16 protein-coding genes and 1 pseudogene are annotated in these 20,469 nt (G+C 49.5%); 13 read left to right on the top strand and 4 right to left on the bottom strand.

Translation table 11 applies throughout. The features are described 5' to 3' along the window. Positions 1-265: 265 nt before the first annotated feature. The 3 genes from putA (at position 266) to C3B51_RS07445 (ending at position 6,476) form a co-directional block, all read left to right on the top strand. Positions 266-4,069, top strand: a complete 3,804-nt coding sequence (putA, locus tag C3B51_RS07455) for a bifunctional proline dehydrogenase/L-glutamate gamma-semialdehyde dehydrogenase PutA (protein WP_125716531.1) — start codon at positions 266-268, stop codon at positions 4,067-4,069. Between the two features lie 199 nt (positions 4,070-4,268). Further along, positions 4,269-5,489: an aromatic amino acid transport family protein gene (locus C3B51_RS07450; protein ID WP_130244650.1), complete on the top strand. Its 1,221-nt coding sequence runs from the start codon at positions 4,269-4,271 to the stop codon at positions 5,487-5,489. 90 nt (positions 5,490-5,579) lie between these two features. Continuing rightward, the gene (locus tag C3B51_RS07445; protein WP_130244649.1) at positions 5,580-6,476 is read left to right on the top strand and encodes a hypothetical protein; all 897 of its coding nucleotides are present in this window, start codon (positions 5,580-5,582) and stop codon (positions 6,474-6,476) included. A gap of 276 nt (positions 6,477-6,752) precedes the next feature. Here C3B51_RS07445 and C3B51_RS07440 read toward each other — a convergent pair whose 3' ends face one another. The 3 genes from C3B51_RS07440 to pomA form a co-directional block, all read right to left on the bottom strand. Then, positions 6,753-7,211, bottom strand: coding sequence for a hypothetical protein (locus tag C3B51_RS07440; protein ID WP_240657344.1), 459 nt, complete (start codon positions 7,209-7,211; stop codon positions 6,753-6,755). 229 nt (positions 7,212-7,440) lie between these two features. Beyond that, positions 7,441-8,373 carry a flagellar motor protein MotB gene (locus C3B51_RS07435; protein WP_125716535.1) on the bottom strand — a complete coding sequence of 311 codons (933 nt, stop codon included), beginning with the start codon at positions 8,371-8,373 and terminating at the stop codon, positions 7,441-7,443. 2 nt (positions 8,374-8,375) lie between these two features. Further along, positions 8,376-9,143, bottom strand: coding sequence for a flagellar motor protein PomA (gene pomA, locus C3B51_RS07430; protein WP_010382858.1), 768 nt, complete (start codon positions 9,141-9,143; stop codon positions 8,376-8,378). Between the two features lie 241 nt (positions 9,144-9,384). On the opposite strand from pomA, the gene xseB reads away from it, so the two are divergent. From xseB to C3B51_RS07380, 10 genes are all read left to right on the top strand, one after another. Further along, entirely contained in the window at positions 9,385-9,627 is a 243-nt protein-coding gene (gene xseB, locus C3B51_RS07425; RefSeq protein WP_125716536.1) for an exodeoxyribonuclease VII small subunit, read from the top strand. A 3-nt stretch (positions 9,628-9,630) separates the two neighbouring features. Beyond that, entirely contained in the window at positions 9,631-10,518 is an 888-nt protein-coding gene (ispA, locus tag C3B51_RS07420; RefSeq protein ID WP_130244648.1) for a (2E,6E)-farnesyl diphosphate synthase, read from the top strand. A 212-nt stretch (positions 10,519-10,730) separates the two neighbouring features. Next, positions 10,731-12,590, top strand: coding sequence for a 1-deoxy-D-xylulose-5-phosphate synthase (gene dxs, locus C3B51_RS07415; RefSeq protein ID WP_130244676.1), 1,860 nt, complete (start codon positions 10,731-10,733; stop codon positions 12,588-12,590). 209 nt (positions 12,591-12,799) lie between these two features. Beyond that, a complete protein-coding gene (locus tag C3B51_RS07410) occupies positions 12,800-13,654 on the top strand; it encodes a mechanosensitive ion channel family protein (protein ID WP_130244647.1) in 855 nt (284 codons plus the stop codon). An 11-nt stretch (positions 13,655-13,665) separates the two neighbouring features. After that, positions 13,666-14,478: a magnesium transporter MgtE N-terminal domain-containing protein gene (locus tag C3B51_RS07405; RefSeq protein ID WP_130244646.1), complete on the top strand. Its 813-nt coding sequence runs from the start codon at positions 13,666-13,668 to the stop codon at positions 14,476-14,478. A gap of 12 nt (positions 14,479-14,490) precedes the next feature. Then, positions 14,491-15,825 (top strand): magnesium transporter, encoded by a 1,335-nt coding sequence (locus C3B51_RS07400; RefSeq protein WP_125716540.1) that lies wholly within the window; start codon positions 14,491-14,493, stop codon positions 15,823-15,825. 246 nt (positions 15,826-16,071) lie between these two features. Then, positions 16,072-16,836 (top strand): deoxyribose-phosphate aldolase, encoded by a 765-nt coding sequence (deoC, locus tag C3B51_RS07395; protein ID WP_130244645.1) that lies wholly within the window; start codon positions 16,072-16,074, stop codon positions 16,834-16,836. Continuing rightward, on the top strand, positions 16,836-17,558 hold the full coding sequence (deoD, locus tag C3B51_RS07390; protein ID WP_130244644.1) for a purine-nucleoside phosphorylase: 723 nt from the start codon (positions 16,836-16,838) through the stop codon (positions 17,556-17,558). Before deoC ends, deoD begins: the two co-directional genes overlap by 1 nt. A gap of 85 nt (positions 17,559-17,643) precedes the next feature. Continuing rightward, positions 17,644-18,144: a hypothetical protein gene (locus tag C3B51_RS07385; protein WP_125778872.1), complete on the top strand. Its 501-nt coding sequence runs from the start codon at positions 17,644-17,646 to the stop codon at positions 18,142-18,144. Between the two features lie 192 nt (positions 18,145-18,336). Continuing rightward, positions 18,337-18,954, top strand: a complete 618-nt coding sequence (locus C3B51_RS07380) for a phage tail protein (protein ID WP_125778871.1) — start codon at positions 18,337-18,339, stop codon at positions 18,952-18,954. Positions 18,955-20,285: 1,331 nt separating this feature from the next. Here C3B51_RS07380 and C3B51_RS07375 read toward each other — a convergent pair. Next, a pseudogene (locus C3B51_RS07375) lies at positions 20,286-20,469 on the bottom strand (transposase); the annotation flags it as partial.

Here is a 20,469-nt window from a genome sequence, read left to right as displayed (position 1 = left end):
TTGACGTAACCGCCACACCTCAGACTTGTCCGTGGCGCTAGATTTTATTGAACGTGAGACTGGCTAAATGTTGAACACACACTGAGGTGTGTTAAGGTTAGCATTATGACCGCATCATATTGTCGTAATTGATACTTCTTGTAGGTACTCTGTAACGTTTAAAAGTTACAATTCGCTAGCAAGCACTTACAAACCTTGCTCGCACCGCTACACTGAACAGTTCAATTTACAATCATTTTTGACTCTTATTTTATGAGGCTGAGTTATGCTTTATAACGGCGATTTGACAACCACTTGTCCTATCAGACAGAAGATCCGCGATTTTTACCGCATCGATGAGAACGAAGTTATCGACCATATTCTGCCCCTGGCTGAAGTAGGTGTAACGGCACGTAGCCGTGCCTGGGAAAGAGCGCGCCAGATGGTGCTCAATATTCGTCGCGATCAGGATGGCCAGAATGGTGTAGACGCACTGCTGAACGAATTCTCTCTGTCATCAGAAGAAGGCGTGGTACTGATGTGTCTGGCAGAAGCCCTGTTGCGCGTGCCAGATAAAGAAACTCAAGATCAACTTATCCGCGACAAGCTGGCTAAAGGTGACTGGAGTTCACACTTGGGCAGCAGCGACTCGCTGTTCGTAAACGCCTCAAGCTGGGGCCTGCTGGTCACTGGTAAAATGGTCAACTACAGCGACAAAAACCAGGAAGAGCAGTTTGGTGTACTAAAGCGTACCATTGGCCGCCTGGGTGAGCCGGTGATCCGCAAATCAGTAAACTTCGCTATGAAGATCATGGGTAAGCAGTTCGTTATGGGTGAAACCATCCAGGACGCTATCACCCGAGCCGCAGAAAAAGAACAAAAAGGCTATGTGTACTCGTACGATATGCTGGGTGAAGGCGCCCGCACCATGGCCGATGCAGAGCGTTACTATCAAAGTTATATGAATGCGATCCACGCTATCGGCAAAGCCGCAGCGGGACGTGGCCCAATTAAAAGCCCGGGTATCTCTGTTAAGCTCTCTGCAATCCACCCGCGTTATGAGTTCTCTCACAGCGACCGTGTAATGGACGAGCTGGTGCCTAAGCTTAAAGAGCTGGCAGTTGCTGCGAAGCAGTACGATATTGGCTTTACCGTCGATGCCGAAGAAGCAGACCGACTGGATATTTCTCTTGATGTGATTGAAGCGGTATTCTCTGATCCTGAGCTGGACGGCTGGAATGGTTTTGGCCTGGCAGTACAGGCTTATCAGAAGCGTGCCATTTTTGTTGTTGAATGGGTTGCCGATCTGGCGCGCCGCGTTGGCCGCAAACTGATGGTTCGCCTGGTAAAAGGCGCTTACTGGGATACCGAAATTAAAACCACACAACAAGATGGTTTGGACCACTTCCCGGTATTTACCCGTAAAGCAACCACAGACGTTTCATACAAAGCGTGTGCCATCAAGCTGTTAGAAGCACGTGACGTGCTGTTCCCACAGTTTGCCACTCACAACGCTTACACAGCTGCAACCATCCTTGAAGTCGCGAAAGGCGACAACACCGGGTTTGAATTCCAGCGCCTGCATGGCATGGGTGAGTCGCTGTTTGACCAAATCGTGACCAGTGAAGGCATTCAGTGTCGTGTTTACGCACCGGTTGGCCACCACGAAGACTTGCTTGCCTACCTGGTACGTCGTTTGCTTGAAAACGGTGCAAACTCTTCATTTGTAAACGCCATTGTAGACACCACTAAGCCTGTTGAGTCACTGCTGCCAGATCCGGTTGAAACCCTGCAAGGCCTGCGCAATAAGTACAACAAGCAGATCAGCCTGCCTATCGAGCTATACGGTGATGAGCGCCCGAACTCGAAAGGTATGGATCTGACTGATATCAATGTACTAACGCCATTTAAAGAGAATCTGGACAACTGGTTCAACGAACATCGCATTGAAGAAAGCGACGTGCCAGAAGGTCGTATGGCCGTGCGTAACCCGGCCAACCACACGGAAATTGTCGGCCATGTTCCCATACACGACGACGCCTACATGCAGAGCATTCTGAGCAATGCCGAAAATGCCTTTGCCGAGTGGTCACAAACGCCTGTAAAAGAGCGTGCGGATCTGCTGCGCCGCGTCGGCGATATTCTTGAACGTCACCACGATGAGCTGGTAGCTATCTGTATCAAAGAAGCCGGTAAAATCACTCAGGATGGTATCGATGAAGTCCGTGAAGCCGTCGACTTCTGTCGCTACTATGCTGCGCGTGCCGAAGAGCTGTCGAAAGATGAACGTTTTGAAGCCCGTGGCGTGATTTTATGTATCAGCCCGTGGAACTTCCCGCTGGCAATTTTCCTTGGTCAGGTTGCCGCAGCCATTGTGACGGGTAATACGGTTATTGCTAAGCCTGCTGAACAAACCAGTATGATTGCCCTGCGTTGTATCGAATTGATGCGCACTGTGGGCTTGCCAGAGCACGTTGTACAGCCGGTCATTGCCCGTGGTAGTGAAGTTGGTAAGCACATTGTGCCGGATGAACGCATTCAGGCCGTGATGTTCACAGGCTCTACAGAAACCGGTACTTTGATCTCGCAAATTTTGGCTGAACGTAACGACATTCAGGTACCGCTGATCGCAGAAACCGGTGGTCAGAACTGTATGGTCGTTGACTCTACAGCACTGCCAGAGCAGGTTGTGGATGATGTGATTTCATCAGGTTTCCAAAGCGCCGGTCAGCGCTGTTCTGCACTGCGTGTATTGTTCCTGCAAGACGATGTCGCTGATGGCATCATCAAGATGCTGCAAGGCGCATTGCAGGAGCTACATGTTGGCGATCCGGCCATGTTGTCGACAGACGTTGGCCCGGTGATCGACGAAAAAGCCCTGAACACCCTGACTAAGCATGTTGAATATATGAAGAGCAACGGTAAGCTGTTGTTCGAAGCGAAGATCCCGGATAACAGCGAGAATGGTGCTTACTTCTTTGCGCCGCGCTTGTATGAAATCTCTGATTTGTCTGTCCTTAAACGTGAAGTCTTCGGTCCGGTTGTCCATATCATCCGCTTCAAGGGCGAAGAGCTGGATAAGGTAATTGATCAGATCAATGGCACAGGTTACGGCCTGACCATGGGGGTTCACTCACGTATCGAATCACGCTGTGAGTACCTGGCGAAAATGTCTCGCGCGGGTAATGTCTATGTTAACCGCAACATGATCGGCGCCATCGTTGGTGTGCAGCCGTTCGGTGGTCGTGGTCTGTCTGGTACAGGTCCTAAAGCGGGTGGTCCAAACTATCTGCTGCGCCTGGTAAAGGAAAAAGCGTCTCCGGATAACGTACAGATGACCAACCTGACACCGGATGAGCTGGAAACACACCACTTCCCGGGTGCCGTTGAGCAGGTTGAAGCTTTGATGCAAAACTCACTGCGCGACGAGAAGATCTGGCGTGCTACACCGCTGAATGACCGTGTTTCTGCGGTACGTCAGCTGCTTGCTAAAGTTGCCACAGTTGAAATCATCGACGAGCTGGCAGACGACTTAGCGTTGACACTGGCAGATGCCCGTGCACAGCTTAACCGCCTTGAAAAGCGCATGCGTTCACACATTGTATTGCCTGGGCCAACGGGTGAGTCTAACACCCTGCACCTTGAGCCGCGTGGTTGTGTCGTGTGTTATGCCGATAAGAGTACCTCGTTTAACTTCTGGGCACTGTCGGTTATCACCGCACTGGCGGCGGGTAACACAGTGATCACCGTTGCCTCTGAGTTGTTCTACGAGGAAGCGCAGGCGTTTCGCGATAAGTTTATCGCCACCGGCGTTGCTGAAGGGGTATTCCAGGTTGCTAAACCAAATCAGCTCCAAGCTATCCTGGCGCATCCTCACCTGGCAGGTGCCGTAGTTGCCGCGCGCTCTTCGCGCCTGGGCTACTTCAGTCAGCAGCTTGCTGCGCGTAAAGGCGCTATCCTACCGGTGATCAGCGCAGAATACTACGACACGCTGATCAGCCGTTTGGTTACAGAGAAAACGATCAGTATCGATACCACAGCATCAGGCGGTAATACCTCATTGATGACGCTGGTAGAAGACGACGAATAACGTTAGTCGTTAAGTTACATTTACCTTAAGCCGGCATTCGCCGGCTTTTTTATGCAAATTTATGTCAAGTTTCCATAGTCTTAAACGGATATGTAATGCACAAATTACATACCTGTACCTTGATTTGTAGCAAAACTATTTCATTTTTTAGTTAACCGTTATATGGTGCCAGCTTCTCTCACTAAGTTAGGGGCTATGTGTGCAAAAAAACAAAACTATCGGCAGCATGTTAATTGTCGCCGGCACCACCATTGGCGCAGGAATGCTGGCGTTGCCCATCGCCTCTGCCGGGCTGGGGTTCACTACCGCATTACTGTTGATTCTGGCCACCTGGGCCTTAATGACTTACACCGCCTTACTGATGCTGGAGTTGCATCAATATGCCAACAAAGACGCCACATTAAACACACTGGCCAAACGTATTTTAGGTAAGAAAGGGCAGTATATTGCGAACTTCTCCATGGTGTTTTTATTCTATGCCCTGTGCGCGGCTTATATCGCCGGCGGCGGCGCCCAACTGCAAGAAAAGCTGACAGCACTCACTAGCATGGACATTGCTCCACAGGCAGGCTCAGTGCTTCTGGCTATTATGGTTGCGACAATCGTGACATTAGGCACCAGTACCGTAGATAAGCTCAACCGGGTATTGTTTACCGTTAAGCTTATCGTCCTGGCCAGTTTGTTTTTCGTCCTGACTCCCTATGTACGTGGCCAGCACTTACTGGATATGCCAATTGAGCAAGGGCTAATCATCTCTGCTCTGCCGGTGATTTTTACCTCTTTTGGCTTTCATGGCTCCATCCCTTCTATCGTTAAATATGTCGGACTTGATATTCGTACACTGAGAAGAGTAATGATAGTGGGTGCCTCATTGCCTCTGGTTATTTACATTGGCTGGCAGTTACTCAGCCAGGGCGTGATGGCACAAAGTGCCCTACTAAACAGCGAGGGCTTACCCGGGTTTGTCGCCAGCATCTCAAGTATTGCCCATAGTCCTCAGGTTAGTACCTTCGTTACCCTGTTTGCCGACCTGGCACTGGCGACCTCCTTTTTGGGTGTCAGCTTGGGGCTATTTGATTTTTTTGCCGATGCATTTAAAAAGCGTAATACCGTGTCGGAGCGTATCATCACCGCACTTATTACTTTTTTACCTCCCCTTGGCTTTGCCCTGTTTTATCCCCAAGGGTTTATTATGGCCCTGGGCTATGCCGCCATTGCACTTGTGGTGCTGGCCATTTTCCTGCCTGTTGCTATGGTCTGGCAACAGCGTAAAACGCACCAGGCGAACGGCGCAAATCAGCCAGCTGAGGGCTATCAGGTGGTAGGCGGAAACCTGGGCTTATTGTGTGCCGGTCTGTGTGGGGTCCTGATCATCTCAGCCCAATGTCTGCAAATGCTCGGCGTTATACCGGCGCTTTAACAAATAACCACATTTTTTGCCTCGATTTAAGCGCGGCTGGCGATATAATGTCCCACCAAGACATTCCAGCCGTAGTTTAAGAAGGACCGTATGAAGCACCTGATCTCTCTAATTCTTCCAGCCGCATTGCTTGTCGCCTGTGGCGGCGAAAATAGCGAGCCTTTAAAAGCCAACCCTGATAGTTCTGATAGCTCGTCAACAGATAACAATAGTCAGGATACCAGCAACCTGGTACAAAGCTGTGGCAACGATTTTAATGCACAGCGGTCGCTTAATAAGTTCGAAAGCAGCGCAGTATTTTGGCAAATTGAGGGGGCCCGACTACAGTCAAAACCGCAGCTGATGATTTTTGCTGATAAGTTTTCTCTGAATGCGTCCCATGAACTCAGCTCAGATGAAACCCTGTGCCTACTGGCTGCTAATATCTTTGGATCAAGTGGCGCTCAAACCTGGATGGGGGAAGACAATGGTTCGGTTAAACAGGGTGAACTTTATTATTACAGCCCCGCCCTCACTTTCACGGGGAATTTACCGGAACTCACCTCACTGGATGACTGGCGCGCTCAGGGCGCACCTGCACAAACCGTGATCGCATCACCAACCAGTGAAATGACCGTTTGGTATCGTAACCAAGACGAAAATCGTTTTACTTTGGGAACCGCACAGAGCAATCAGAATCCGGTGACTCTGAATTGTGATCAAGGTGGATTTGCACTCTCCTATTCCCTCTCTCAGGTCGCACAAAGCCAGCGAGATGCATTGAACCCCAGCTTCTGTGAAACTCAGGGCACCGGAGATAACGCAGTGACTCAATGTTTGAGTGTGGCACTGACCACGACAGATAAACTGGAGTCGTGTAAATTTGGTGCAACCAGCGTAGCATTGCCAGACAACACCGGTACCAAAACTGCAGTCAAAGTTGCAGGAGAGTTGAGTATTATCACAACAGACGCGGAACTAAAAATTACCCAAATCGATATTCGCTAGTTGTTACAACCCGTTAAAGGCATAATCAGCAGCAAAATGCGTATCCCGATCAGGGGATCTTATACCAAGTTCACTTAATACCTGTTCAATTTGAAGGAGAAATAGAACAACTAATTAATCAAATTGGTATTAGCTGATATGGATAAGCCACTGTACAGCGACATTGGCTTATCTGATATTTTTCCTGCCATATCGGATATAAACGTTTAAACAGCAACGCATAGATGAATCTAGATTGGAGGTTAATTAAGGTCTGACTGGCTCGCGTTAAACCAGTTAACTAACATCCTGAGGTGGCTGTGAAGAGACGCCTTTTTTCGCATTTCTGCCAAAAAGATATATCAAGGGTGCAAAGCATAAAAATACCGTGGCGTAATTGACTAAAGGCAATATGGTTCTGTACAGGTAACCTGAATAACTCAAGTCCATCAGATGCCAGTCAACTAAGCGGAATAACTGTAATAAAGGAGCTGGGATCACCACTAGCTGGCAGATAATGCTCTGCCACATATACATTTTATCTTTAAGTGCCCAGTAAGCAACTATGGCAATGAAAAGAATATCCGTGGCAGCCCAATATATGTATCGATATACTTTGTTTGTATCGAACTCCATGATCAGATCGTATGTAAGATAGCCGTTAATGAAAAACACAAAGCAAAGCAAAGCATATCTGAGTGCCTGCTTGTCCTTTAGAAAATAAAACAGCACCACGGCAATAGAAACGAGTACCATTTGGCTGTCAATTATGGCGTGAAGGATCGGCGTTATATTAGCGCCGTTAATATCGATCTGAGTCATGGAGACGAATCAAGCGTTTACTCTGGCTTTTCATCGCCATCAGCACCACCACCATTTGACCCTGGCATATAAGCGTATTTATTAAGCATTGTTTTCTCCATTAACATTATAAGGTAAAGTCCGTGGACTAGCGTAGCCCAAGAATGGGTACCACGCAATACCTCTAATTGCTTTCACGTACATTAATTGGCTCAGACTCTTTGGCTTTTCCTTGCATAATTGATATTTCGACACGCCGGTTGCGCCGCCGGTCTGTATCCGTTTCATTCGGTACCAAAGGACGCGTGTCTGCGTGGCCCACAACCACCATGCGGTTTTTATCAAACCCGGGAACTGTTTGCATTTCTGTAGCCACCGCAACAGCTCTGGTCGCGGAGAGATCCCAGTTGTTACTGTACAGTTCATTGGAAAACTGAAAATCATCCGTATGTCCAGACACCGTTATTTCGCCGGGCACATCTTTGAGCAATTGAGCAATATCCTGGATTACTGGTTTGAATTTAGGCTGTAAAAACGCACTGCCCGACGGGAATGAACCATTTTCCTGAATTCGTATGATGATCTGCTGACCGAGCGACTCCAGTTCGATAGCGCCATCCATAATTTGCTTTTCGAGCTGTTGCGCAATTTTTTTCACCAGTTCATTCACTTGCTCCTGTTCAGCCGCAGCGATTGCCTGCGTCATCGACTGTTCCTGTGCTGTACTGGACGACTCGCCACCGCGTTTGTTACCACGCTGTTCTTGTCGTCCACCCGCTGAGCTTTCGTCACCGGCCTGAAACTCCAGCATTTGCTGCGTCATTTCAACAGTCTGCTGCTGAATGGTTTCTATAGGAGTGGGCTCAGGCTTGCCCGGGGTGAATTCCATTGCAATCACACTGGTGCCTTTGGGAATGTCTTTGACTTCAATTTTATTCTGAACACCAAATGCGAACTTCATTGAGCCCGCAATTTGTTTAAACTTGAGTACATCCATTTCCGAAAACGCCAACAACAGAACGAAGAAACACATCAGCAGCGACATCAGATCGGCAAAGGTCCCCATCCAGGCAGGCAGGCCCGGGGGAGGACATTTGCATTCGTTCTCGTCTGACATAACTACTCCTCGGCCTCACCACCGCGCTTGGACTCAGGCAGGTAGTTTTTCAGAATACCTTCAATTACTTTCGGGTTCTGACCATCCTGAATACCCAAAATAGCATCCAGGATCAACCGCTGGTTGCGCTCTTCCTCGTCTTTGCGCAGCTCCAGCTTAACCTGGATAGGAATGGCCACCACATTGGCCAAAAACGCGCCATAGAGCGTGGTTAACAATGCCACGGCCATTGCTGGACCAATCGCTTTGGGGTCATCCATGTTTGATAACATGGCCACCAGGCCAATCAGGGTACCAATCATCCCCATTGCAGGTGCAATGTCTGCCAGGGATTTAAACAAGCCGGCCCCCATTTCGTGACGCGTTGAGGTCAGCGCAATGTCTTTTTGTAAGGTTGCCCTAACCACGTCCGCATCGTGACCATCCACCAGCATGTCGACGCCTTTGCGCATAAACGAGTTGGGAATTTCCGCTTCTTCCAGAGCCAAAAAGCCCCCTTTACGTGCAGAGTCCGCAAGCTCAACCGCTTTTTCGATCAACTCTTCCGGGGTTTCGAGCTTAAACATAAAGGCCTTACCGGCCACCTTACCAATGCCAAAAAACTGGCTCATGGTAAAGTTAGAGAGCACGATAAATATCGAGCCACCAAACACAATAACCACTGATGGAGTGTTGTAAAACATGGCGACCTGGCCATCACTACTAAGTACCATGGACATCACAATCAAGCCTATGGCCCCTAAGATCCCAATCACGGTTGCTAAATCCACACACCCTCCAAAGGAAATTACCCGCTATCTATCACGCAGTTATTATTATCGACAGAGTTATCGGCCAGTTTTGCAATAACTTAACTCAATTATATTAAATTGCCTTGAAATTGCGAATTCATAAACCATTGAAAGGCCGTCCGGACTGTATAACGCAAAAAGTCTGAGAGATCTTTGACCTCAATCTGTAATACTCATAAAATTAGGCGTTTTTTAATTTAGCTCAAAGTGAATATTGCACATGGCGACAAAAAAACCGGAAAACATGAGCTTTGAAGAAGCCGTTGACGAGCTTGAAAGCATTGTACAGGGCATGGAGCGGGGCGAATTGACCCTGGAGCAATCCCTCAAGCAATTTGAGCGTGGGATAAAACTGGCTAACGCCTCCTCACACAAGCTGCAACAGGCAGAACAAAAAGTAGCGATTTTGCTTGGTAACGACGAGCAAAGTCCGCTGAATGAATTTACGGACGAGCTGGAATAAACGGTGGATTTACAAGCACAACTTGCCCATGCCAGAGCGCAGGTCGAACACACTGTGGCGACCTATTTCGCCCAGACACTGGACAGTGACGAGACTGCCATCGCTGCAGCGCGCTATAGCATCAGTAATGGTGGCAAACGGTTACGCCCATTTTTAGTTTACGCCACAGGGCAAATTTTTGGCGCCTCATCGCGCGATCTGGATATTGCTGCCGCGGCGGTTGAGTGCATTCACAGCTACTCATTAGTGCATGACGATCTGCCAGCCATGGACGATGATGACCTGCGCAGAGGAAAGCCCACCTGTCACATTGCCTTTGATGAAGCGCAAGCCATATTAGCCGGTGATGCGTTACAAACCCTGGCGTTTGAGCTGTTGTCTACACACACATTTTCGGTGCCGGCAGCAAATCAGATTACGATGATAAAAACACTTGCCAAAGCTTCTGGATTACAGGGTATGGTGGGTGGTCAGGCGCTCGATTTAGCTGCAACAGACAAGTCCGTCAGTCTGGCAGAACTCGAGCGGATCCACCGCTTAAAAACAGGCGCCCTGCTAACCTGTGCCATTGAACTGGGCGCGTTGTGTGCCCCCGACGTATCGCCTACTACTTTGGAGCGATTACGTGACTATGGTCAGAATATAGGTCTGGCGTTTCAGGTTCAGGACGACATTCTCGACATAGAAGGCAACACAGAAGTACTGGGCAAACCTCAGGGGTCTGATCTGGAACATAATAAATCTACGTATCCTGCACTATTGGGATTAGCTGGCGCCAAGCAAAAAGCACAGGCACTCGTAGCAGACGCCAAGCAGGCATTGCAAGATATAGATGCAGACACACAACCCCTGGCTTTGCTGGCTGACTATATCATCGCCAGAGACCATTAATAACGGTACACGAACTAGCAATCGACTGATAAGTCGCTAAATTAATAACTAGTTAAGTTATACTGTGGTGCATTGCACTGAGCACGCCGAACCGAGCGCCTAAAAAGGCGATTTGTAAATTGGCTGAGCACCTGGAACAGAATTCATAAATTTAATGGCAGATAACAATGACAACTAAGTCAGTAAACTCTGCCCAGGATAACGTAATCAATATGAGTCTTGATAACAGCAAGTATCCCCTTTTGGCATTGATAGAGCAGCCTGAGCAGCTGCGCACTTTGCCGCAACACAAACTGACCGAGTTCAGCAATGAGCTACGTGACTATTTGCTCAACTCAGTTTCACAAAGTAGCGGCCACCTGGCCTCAGGCCTTGGAACCGTTGAACTGACAGTCGCACTGCACTACGTCTACAATACGCCGGCAGATCGCCTGGTGTGGGATGTGGGCCACCAGGCCTACCCACATAAAATCCTCACCGGACGCCGGGATAAGATGCATACGATACGACAAAAAGATGGCCTGCATCCTTTCCCTTTCCGTGAAGAAAGCGAGTACGACACCTTCAGTGTTGGCCACTCCAGTACCTCTATCTCAGCAGCGCTGGCCATGGCCATTGCCGCTGAAAAGGAACAGCAAGGACGTAAAGTAGTTGCCGTGATTGGTGATGGTGCAATGACCGCGGGCATGGCCTTCGAGGCAATGAACCACGCCGGTGATGTGAAATCAGACATGCTGGTGATCCTCAACGACAATGAAATGTCCATCTCTGAAAACGTCGGCGCACTGAACAACCACTTTGCCCGCATTTTATCCGGCAGCTTCTACACGAATATCCGCGAAGGCGGAAAAAAGTTACTCTCAGGCGTACCACCAGTTAAAGAGCTGGCCAGCAAGGTTGAAGAGCACCTCAAGGGCATGGTGATACCGGGTACCTTTTTCGAGGAACTCGGCTTTAACTACATAGGCCCGATTGATGGCCATGACGTGAATATGCTGGTTGATACGCTCAGAAACATGCGTAATCTAAAAGGTCCGCAGTTGCTGCACGTTAAAACGCAAAAAGGTAAAGGTTATCAGCCTGCGGAGGCCGATCCGATTGGCTACCACGGCGTGCCTAAGTTTGACCCTAGCATTCATAGCCTGCCTAAGTCCAAACCCAGCGCCCCGACTTTTTCAAAAGTGTTCGGCGACTGGTTGTGTGACATGGCAGAGCAAGACAACAAACTAATGGCCATTACCCCGGCCATGCGTGAAGGCTCTGGCATGGTTCGTTTTTCAAAAGAGCACCCTAGTCAGTACTTTGATGTGGCCATTGCGGAGCAGCATGCCGTAACCTTGGGCGCCGGGTTTGCCTGTGAAGGTCTGAACCCTGTTGTTGCTATCTACTCCAGCTTTTTGCAACGCGGTTACGATCAGCTGATCCACGATGTGGCACTACAAAACCTGCCGGTGCTGTTTGCCATTGACCGCGCCGGAATTGTCGGTGCCGACGGCGAGACGCATCAGGGCGCCTACGACCTGAGCTTTATGCGTTGTATTCCCAACATGGTGATTATGACCCCTAGTGACCTCAATGAATGCCGTCAGATGCTTTACACCGGCCATCGCCTGCAACAGCCTGCCGCGGTGCGCTACCCACGTGGTTCTGCAGGTGACGGAGAGATTGAAGCACAGATGACTGAGCTGGAAGTAGGCAAGGCAAACCAACTACGTTCAGGTAAGAAGGTCGCCATACTTAACTTTGGTACCTTGTTACACAACGCAAAACCAGTCGCAGACGCGCTGAATGCCACTTTGGTGGATATGCGTTTTGTGAAACCACTTGATGGCGCTATGGTTGAAACGCTGGCGGCTGAACATGATCTGCTTGTCACACTGGAAGATAACGCCATCGCTGGCGGTGCCGGTAGTGCTGTCAGTGAATATCTGGCCGCTAAGCACATCCTTAAACCTATTCTGCATTTGGGCATTCCCGATGAGTTCATCAAGCATGGAACTCAGGAGCAAATGCACGCCGAAATGGGCCTGGATGCCGACGGGATTCAAAGAAGGATCGAAGCGGTACTGTAAAGCGCCACCACCAACGATTTTTAAAGCCACTGTCTTCACAGTGGCTTTTTTATTTCATTATCATTTTCTGGACAAACCACGCTTTCGCAGCGAAACTAAATCAGAAACTCACCGACCAGCCTGATTACAATCTTCACGACTTCCAGGTTGGTAAACCGGACGGAACGCGATGACGATAGCTTTTCCAACTTTTTTAATCAGGATCTATCATGGCTGATGGCTCGGCACTTTTTGACTGGCACAGCAGTGCAAATATCGGTTTTGAGCAGCTGCAAAGTTACTTTTTTAGCCTGATCCCCCAGCTAGTCGTCGCCGCAGTTATTCTGCTGCTGGGCTGGGCCTGCGCCTGGTTACTCAGCAAACTGGCACTGACGCTGCTTCAGGTGTTCAACAAGGCACTGGCCAGTGTCCAGCAAAAGACACAACAACCCAAACAGGTGCAACTTTCTTCCCGACACATAAAAGTCATTTGCCGTAGTGTTTTTTGGCTGACACTGCTGTTTTTTGCCACGGCCGCCGCTTCCAGCCTGGGCTTAAGTTTATTTACTGACTCTGCCGCGGCGCTCTTTGCTTACCTGCCCAACCTGATCACCGGTATTCTGATCATGGTTGCCGGTTATTTTTTGGCCGGCCTGATCAGCTCCATGATCAAAGCCAGTGCACACTCTATTGGCTTTGCCCACACTGAAGCCGCCACCCGCATTGCCCATTTTGTTATTCTTTTTACCGCCATGGTGATAGGGGTCGAGCAACTGGGGATCAATGTGCACTTTGTTACCAACCTGGTTATCGTCGTAACTGGCATGCTGTGCTTTGGTGTCGCACTGGCCTTTGGTCTCGGCAGCCAGGAGGTGATTGCCAACACGGTTGCGGCCAGGCAGGCACAACGCCATTGCCGTATTAACGATGATATCGACATTGCCGGTGTGCGTGGCCGATTAACCGAGATCACAGCAACCATGCTGGTCATTGAATCCGACCAGGGACGCGTGCTGATCCCTGCCAGTGTGTTTCTCAAACACCATAGCCAGATCGGTGCCACACACACAACCGGACAGCAGTAATAAGGCAGCGTATGTCGACTTTACACCTTAAGCTCGCCCAACACTTTATGCAGCAAGAGCCACGCGCAGCAGCCCGACGGCTTGAATTACAAGCGCCAGAAGTCGTCACCAGTATTCTGGGTACCCTGGAAGATCACGAAGTGGGCGGCGTACTTAAGGCCATGCACCCTAGTTATACTGCTCAGCTGCTGCCTAATCTGGAACAAGTACAACAGGCCCGCTGGTTGCAGCTGCTGAATCTGGCAGACATTGCGGCAATTCTGCGCCATGTACCAAAGCAATCAACGGATTCTTACCTGGCCTTATTGCCACTAAAAAAGCAAACCCTGTGCCGGATGCTGATCAGCTACCCCGACTACACCGTCGGTGCCTGGGTCGAAACCGATGTGCTGACCCTGGATGACAAAATGTCGGTAGAAGATGCCATGCTGCGACTAAAAAAGCGCACCTACCGGGGGCCCTCACGACTCTACGTGGTTGACCACCAGCGCCAGGTTGTCGGTCAAATATCAATTTACGAGCTGCTCTGCCGCTCTGGGGGACAACTGGTTGCCGACTTTATGGATAAAAAGGTGCCCTCTCTGAGCGGCTACACTGAGCTCGGTAGCGCCCTGTCTGCCAGCGTCTGGGACAGACAAGATCAGGTCGCTGTGGTCAATCGCAAGCAAGGATTTATTGGTACCTTACAACACTATCGCGTACGACACGCCCTGAAGCACCATGAGGTGGAGCAAATTGCCCCGCTGATGAGCAGCGATCTGCTCGATGCCTATGCCAGCTCATTTGCCAACGTACTCGACTTATTGATCCCGGGAAAACCCTGAAGGAGGGACTTTATGCATGCCAGCAATGAGCAATTCGACGCCGCCATTGAGAAGCTGGGGACCGCCTTTTTAAACACCTACCCCCGCAAAGGCGCTCAATTGATAAGCCAGCTGGCCCCCGACGAAGCAGCCAGGTTATTGCAGGAGCAGCCGCTGTATATTGTGGTTAAACTCTGGAAGTATATTCCACCGGGCAGCGCCAACGCGCTGTTTCAGGCCATGGCACATCCACTGAGTATTGACCTGCTCTGCCAGCTTGATGCCAATGTTGCACTCAGCCTGCTTGCTGCACTCGATGATAACAGCCGAAGTATATTGCTCGATGCGCTCAAAGCGCAGCATCCGGACTTGGCCAGCGAACTCGAAGAGTTGCTGATTTATCCCCCGGACACCGCAGCCAGAATGATGGACCGCTCTATACAGGCGTTTTATGCCGATACCAGCGTGCATGAGACCCTGAGCCAGCTGAAAAAGCTCAAAACCAAGATTGCCGATGTACTTTATGTGCTTGGCCCGGATCAGGCACTGATTGGCGAGCTGACGCTCAACCAGTTACTGGCCAGTGCCGGTAATCAAACGCTGGACCTACTAGCCACGCCGATAAAAGGCAAGTTGGATGTGATGGACCACAAAGACACAGTCGTGGAAATGTTTGAAGGCCTGCGGGCCCGTGCGCTGCCCGTATTAGATGCACAAAAGCAGCTGGTTGGTCAGATCCGCTTTTTTGATGTGTACCAGTCGACCAAAGAAGAACTCGCCAGTGATATGCAAACTATGGTGGGTGCCAGTAAAGATGAAAAGGCCCTCTCCAGCAGCTGGTTTGCTGTTAAAAAGCGCCTTCCCTGGTTACAGATCAACTTACTCACCGCTTTTGCAGCCGCGGCGGTGGTTGGCGCGTTTGAAGGGCTCATCGCCCAGGTGACCGCGCTGGCGATTTTGCTGCCCGTGGCAGCCGGGCAATCGGGCAATGCCGGCGCCCAGGCACTGGCTGTCACAATGCGTGGTCTAACACTGCGCGAGATCTCTACCCGACACTGGTATCAGGTGATGCTCAAGGAGATGCTGGCCGGCTTTCTCAACGGCCTGGCGATTGCGCTGACCTGCGCCATTGGGGTGTATCTGTGGAGTCAGTCTGTGGGCTTAGCCCTGGTGATTGCGCTGGCCCTGATCTGCTCCCTGGTGATAGCAGGCAGTGCCGGTGCCATTGTGCCGATTGCGCTGAAGAAGTTTGGCCTTGACCCTGCGCAGTCATCCTCCATCGTGTTGACAACCATCACCGACATTGCTGGTTTTATGTCGTTTCTGGGCATTGCCCTGTTATTGTCGGATATGCTGCCCGTCGGTTAGTCACTTTGCGCCAAATCAAGAGACGGTTCCTTAGTACTGGAAAAGTATCACCAACTAACAGACAATACGCTGGTGACTAAATGGAATTAGCGTGTCCCGCCGGGACGCGTCTTCACGGAACCAAGTCCACTCGAGTTCCCAACATACGAGTGAGCGACGCCTGAACTGTGCCCTCTTCGTATTGTCGGGTAAGTGGTTCTTAGTAGCCAGGCCACGCCATACTGGCTGCACATCAGGAGTTTCCTTATGTCATCAATAACACCCAAACAAGCCGCTCAGCTGGCGCTCAATTGTATGGATTTAACCAGCCTGACCGGCACAGAAAGCGACGACGATATTATCCAGCTTTGCCAGCAGGCCAGCTCAGAGGCAGGCGCCGTGGCTGCAATCTGCATTTTTCCTCAGCATATTCCACTGGCCACGCAGCATTTAGCTGCGCGGATAAGGATTGCCACGGTCACTAACTTCCCCCATGGCTCAGAGGATATCGCCAGCGCAGTTGCACAAACCCGTGCGGCAGTTGCGCTCGGTGCCCATGAAGTCGATGTGGTGTTTCCTTACAAGGCACTGATGGCTGGCAATACCGAGATTGGTGCGCAACTGGTGCGGCAATGTAAAGCGGCATGTGGCAAAGGGGCGCAGCTCAAAGTGATCATAGAATCCGGTCAGTTAAAAACCGCCCAACTCATAGAACAAGCGTCGCGTATCGCCATAGAAGCAGGTGCCGACTTTATTAAAACCAGCACTGGCAAAGTGGCGGTCAATGCCACATTAGACGCCGCACATGTGATGCTCAATACCATCAAAAGTAGTGGTAAAGCCGTTGGCTTTAAAGCCGCCGGTGGCGTACGTACGGTGAATGATGCGTGCGCTTATCTGGACCAAGCCCGGCAAATTATGGGTTCCGACTGGGTCAACCCGCAACATTTTAGATTTGGCGCGTCGGGCTTACTCAGCGATGTACTGAGTACTTTGACAGGCTCCGACAATAAATTAGCAGGAGACTACTGATGGTCAACCCTCACCAAACCGTTCATATCAATGCGCCAGCCGATGCCTTTGCCGACACTGTGTTACTGCCGGGCGATCCGCTGCGCGCTAAATTCATTGCCGAGCACTTTCTCACGGATGTGACAGAGGTCAACACAGTACGCAACATGCTTGGCTACACCGGCTTCTTTCAGGGCCGCAGGCTGTCTGTGATGGGTACCGGCATGGGGATCCCCAGTTGCTCCATTTATGCCAAAGAATTGATCACTGAATATAAAGTGAAAAATCTGATCCGGGTGGGCAGCTGTGGTGCTGTGTCCGGGCAGATAAAACTGCGCGATATTATTATTGCGATGGGCGCGTGTACCGACTCTAAGGTAAATCGCATGCGCTTTAAAGATCATGACTTTGCCGCCATTGCCAATTTTGAGCTGCTGAATACTTGCGTCAATACCGCAGCACAGCTGGCGTTAAAAGTGCAAGTTGGCAATGTATTTTCATCCGACCTGTTTTATACTCCACAGCCAGAAATGTTTGACCTGATGGATAACATGGGGATCCTGGGTGTGGAAATGGAAGCAGCTGGTTTATATGGCGTCGCGGCACAATATGGTGCCAGGGCCCTGACCATTTTAACCGTTGCCGATCACATCACCCTCGACACGCACCTGAGCAGTGACGCCAGGCAGTCTTCCTTTACTGAGATGGTTCAGCTGGCTTTGACAACAGCTAAAGCGCTGTAACTATGCCGGGCTTATGCGCCCACTATGGCGCTGAGCCCCATCAGGCAAATTCAACACCATTGCTTGAACGAACTACATAAAACTTATGACCAAAACCCGACAAATTATTTATGCGGTTGTGCTCAACCGGGCCTTTTTACTGTTTCCACTGGTGCTGATCAGCCTGTTGGTTGGCAGTATTACCGCAGATGACCTGCGTTTTCTGCTTGGCCATATGGACAAACATGGTTATCAGCGCGTCATTGATAACGAGTCGACCATTACCATTTTGCTGATTGGGTTTGGGGCGATTATGGATGGCCGTAAAATCTTCTCAAAGCGTTTGCTGGAAAGCAAAAATGATCCAGCGCTTGAACAGCACAGCGCCCTGAACGCTACTTCTGAATACTATGGCTTTATGCTGATTGTGATCGGTATTGCCATCGAAATTGTTGACCAAATCACTCGATATTTACGTACCTTTAATATTGATATTATGGCGTTTGAAGCCATTTTCAGCCTGGTATTTAATGTGGTTGCGCTCATTGTGATGCTCAAAGCTGCCTACAGAATCGCGGCCATTGACATAGAAAAGCATCAACTATAATTACCTTACTACAGTAAGATTATTGAGGCGTCGTAAAGGCAAATATTCACTGCCCGATGGTAAAAAGCACGATTTACTCCTACCATTAGCCGAGCACGGTGTAATATCAAGTAATATACTTATCTGCCAAGATGAAGTACCGTCAAGGTAACTATCAGGTTTTTAACAACAATAAGTTAAGGAGTGAGTGTTATGGCTGTCGACGCATTTATCGGCGAATTGATGCCCTTTTCCGGGGTATTCGCAGTTCGCAACCACGCAGAGTGCAGAGGGCAATTACTTTCAATTGCACAGTTTCAGGCGATGTTCTCTATATTAGGCACGTACTATGGCGGTGATGGCCGAACCTCATTTGGCTTACCCGACCTGCGCGGACGAAGTCCCATCAGTTATGGCAGCGGACCCGGTTTAAGTAACTATATACCAGGGATGATGACTGGTAGTGAAACAATCCAACTTACTCACAGCCAACTGCCTGCGCACACCCATTTGGCATCAGCTCAAGTGGCTGTAGAGAGTGCAGCAACGGCTACGATGTCTGTTGCAGCCAATGGTGCCAATGCAACAGTGCCCACATCAGACAGTTATATCGGTTCTCCTGGCAGCGCCAACTTCTTTAGTCCTACCCCCTTTGCGCAACCGCAACTAGAAGAGATTAAAGGGCCCAGTGTAGCTGTTAGCTCTACTGCACAAGCAACCGTTCAAGTTGAAAGCGCCGGTTCCAGTACTGCCGTAGATATCCGCAGCCCGGTACAAGCCATCAGCTGGCAAGTGTGTCTTTTCGGCACCTACCCGTCACGCGCCGACTAAGTATTGAGTGCCAGAAGAACATAGCCTTCTGGCACAATCTCAGCGATGATATCCCCCGCCCAGGCACGCTAACTTGTCACAATGACAAGCATCTTTGCGATTGCACAACTGATTTTCAGACCTTAGACCAGCAGAGACATCCACTTTAAAACGCACTAGCCGTCAGCGTAAAGCCCGTACGCCAATTTTAGGTGGCAGTCCATGGAACCCGTCATACAACTCTGACTTACCTGGTCCAAACAAGCGACATATACACCTGTATATCACACTACCTACGGACCGCCAGGTCGATGAATACGACCACGCTGGTCAAACCGATGTGACCAAAAAACCGGTGACATGCGACCAGAAACAGAAAAGCCCCGGCGGGTGCCTGGGGCTTTAGATTGGGTGTCTTTTATATTTCTTGTCATACATTGTTAGAGACTAAAACAAAGTGTAGACCCTATACACACCTGCGAAAACTGTCTTCTGTACTATGCTTTATGGAATGAATTCGCTGCGAAAAAACATTAAAAAGCATAATAATCAGAACGTTAATAAATTCTTATTGGAGTTATTCATGCGCGTGCCAAACTTAGAGCAGAGAATAAATTTGACTCAATTCAGGGCCCTTAAAAGAGAAATTAAGCTATTGGCAACCCGATACTGGCTCGGATTAATACTGACTCGACTCAGGTTGAACAGCTTGAATCAGTTAAGCGCTCTGATTGAAAAGCGAAAGATAGGAAATTGCTCTGCCAGTTTTTTATATAAAAAATGGAACGAGAGCCCAGTTGGCAGTATGACTAAAATTCAGCTGCTAGATAACCTGGTTCCGGGGGCATCTGGATGCCTGCTTAATCCGCTGTGGAGTCTGCTGAACAACCCTGAACAATGCGTGAAAAATATAGATTCATTTCTGTACTCTCTGGACCCACGAGTCACTTGTAAAATTCTTGAACCAAATACTGATTTAGCTCACCCCAGTCGCACTCAGCACATAAACGCAAGTCAGCTGCGGCACATTACCAATTTCATAACGCCGGATGCATTTACTTGCTTACTCTTGTTGTCACTCGTCCCTGGTTACAACAAAATGCATCTGGAGATATTTTCACACCAGGGAGGATCAGCAGGGACATCCATTCTAAAACTCACTACCTGTTACGGCTATGTTCTAAATTGGAAACTCAGGACTATTGAATCACAACAGCTTCCTACAAGCTTTGAGCTGTGAAATTCGTAAGTTTAAACTCAAAACTCTGGAAAATAAGAAGGGTTAGACAATACGAGAGTACGTCCAAGCTTCAGTTTGGATAAATCTAAATGACACTGAAGGAAAAAGGCTGTTAGCCAAATAGCCGCTCACACTGCACCAGATTGGTTCGTCGCTTTTTACCCAGACGTTCACAGTAATCCGTCATTGCTTGCTTTCGCCCTACTGCACCATGGAATACCTTGGTAAATCGAGTAGTAAGCTTAAACCAGTTTTCTGGCTCTATTTGCAATCTAGCCAGCAGCGGCTGGCTATCA

This window comes from Pseudoalteromonas rubra (assembly GCF_004212645.1).
Taxonomy (GTDB): Bacteria; Pseudomonadota; Gammaproteobacteria; order Enterobacterales; family Alteromonadaceae; genus Pseudoalteromonas; species Pseudoalteromonas rubra_G.
The sequence above is the reverse complement of the archived record's forward strand: the minus strand, read 5'-3'. Positions and strand labels throughout refer to the sequence as shown.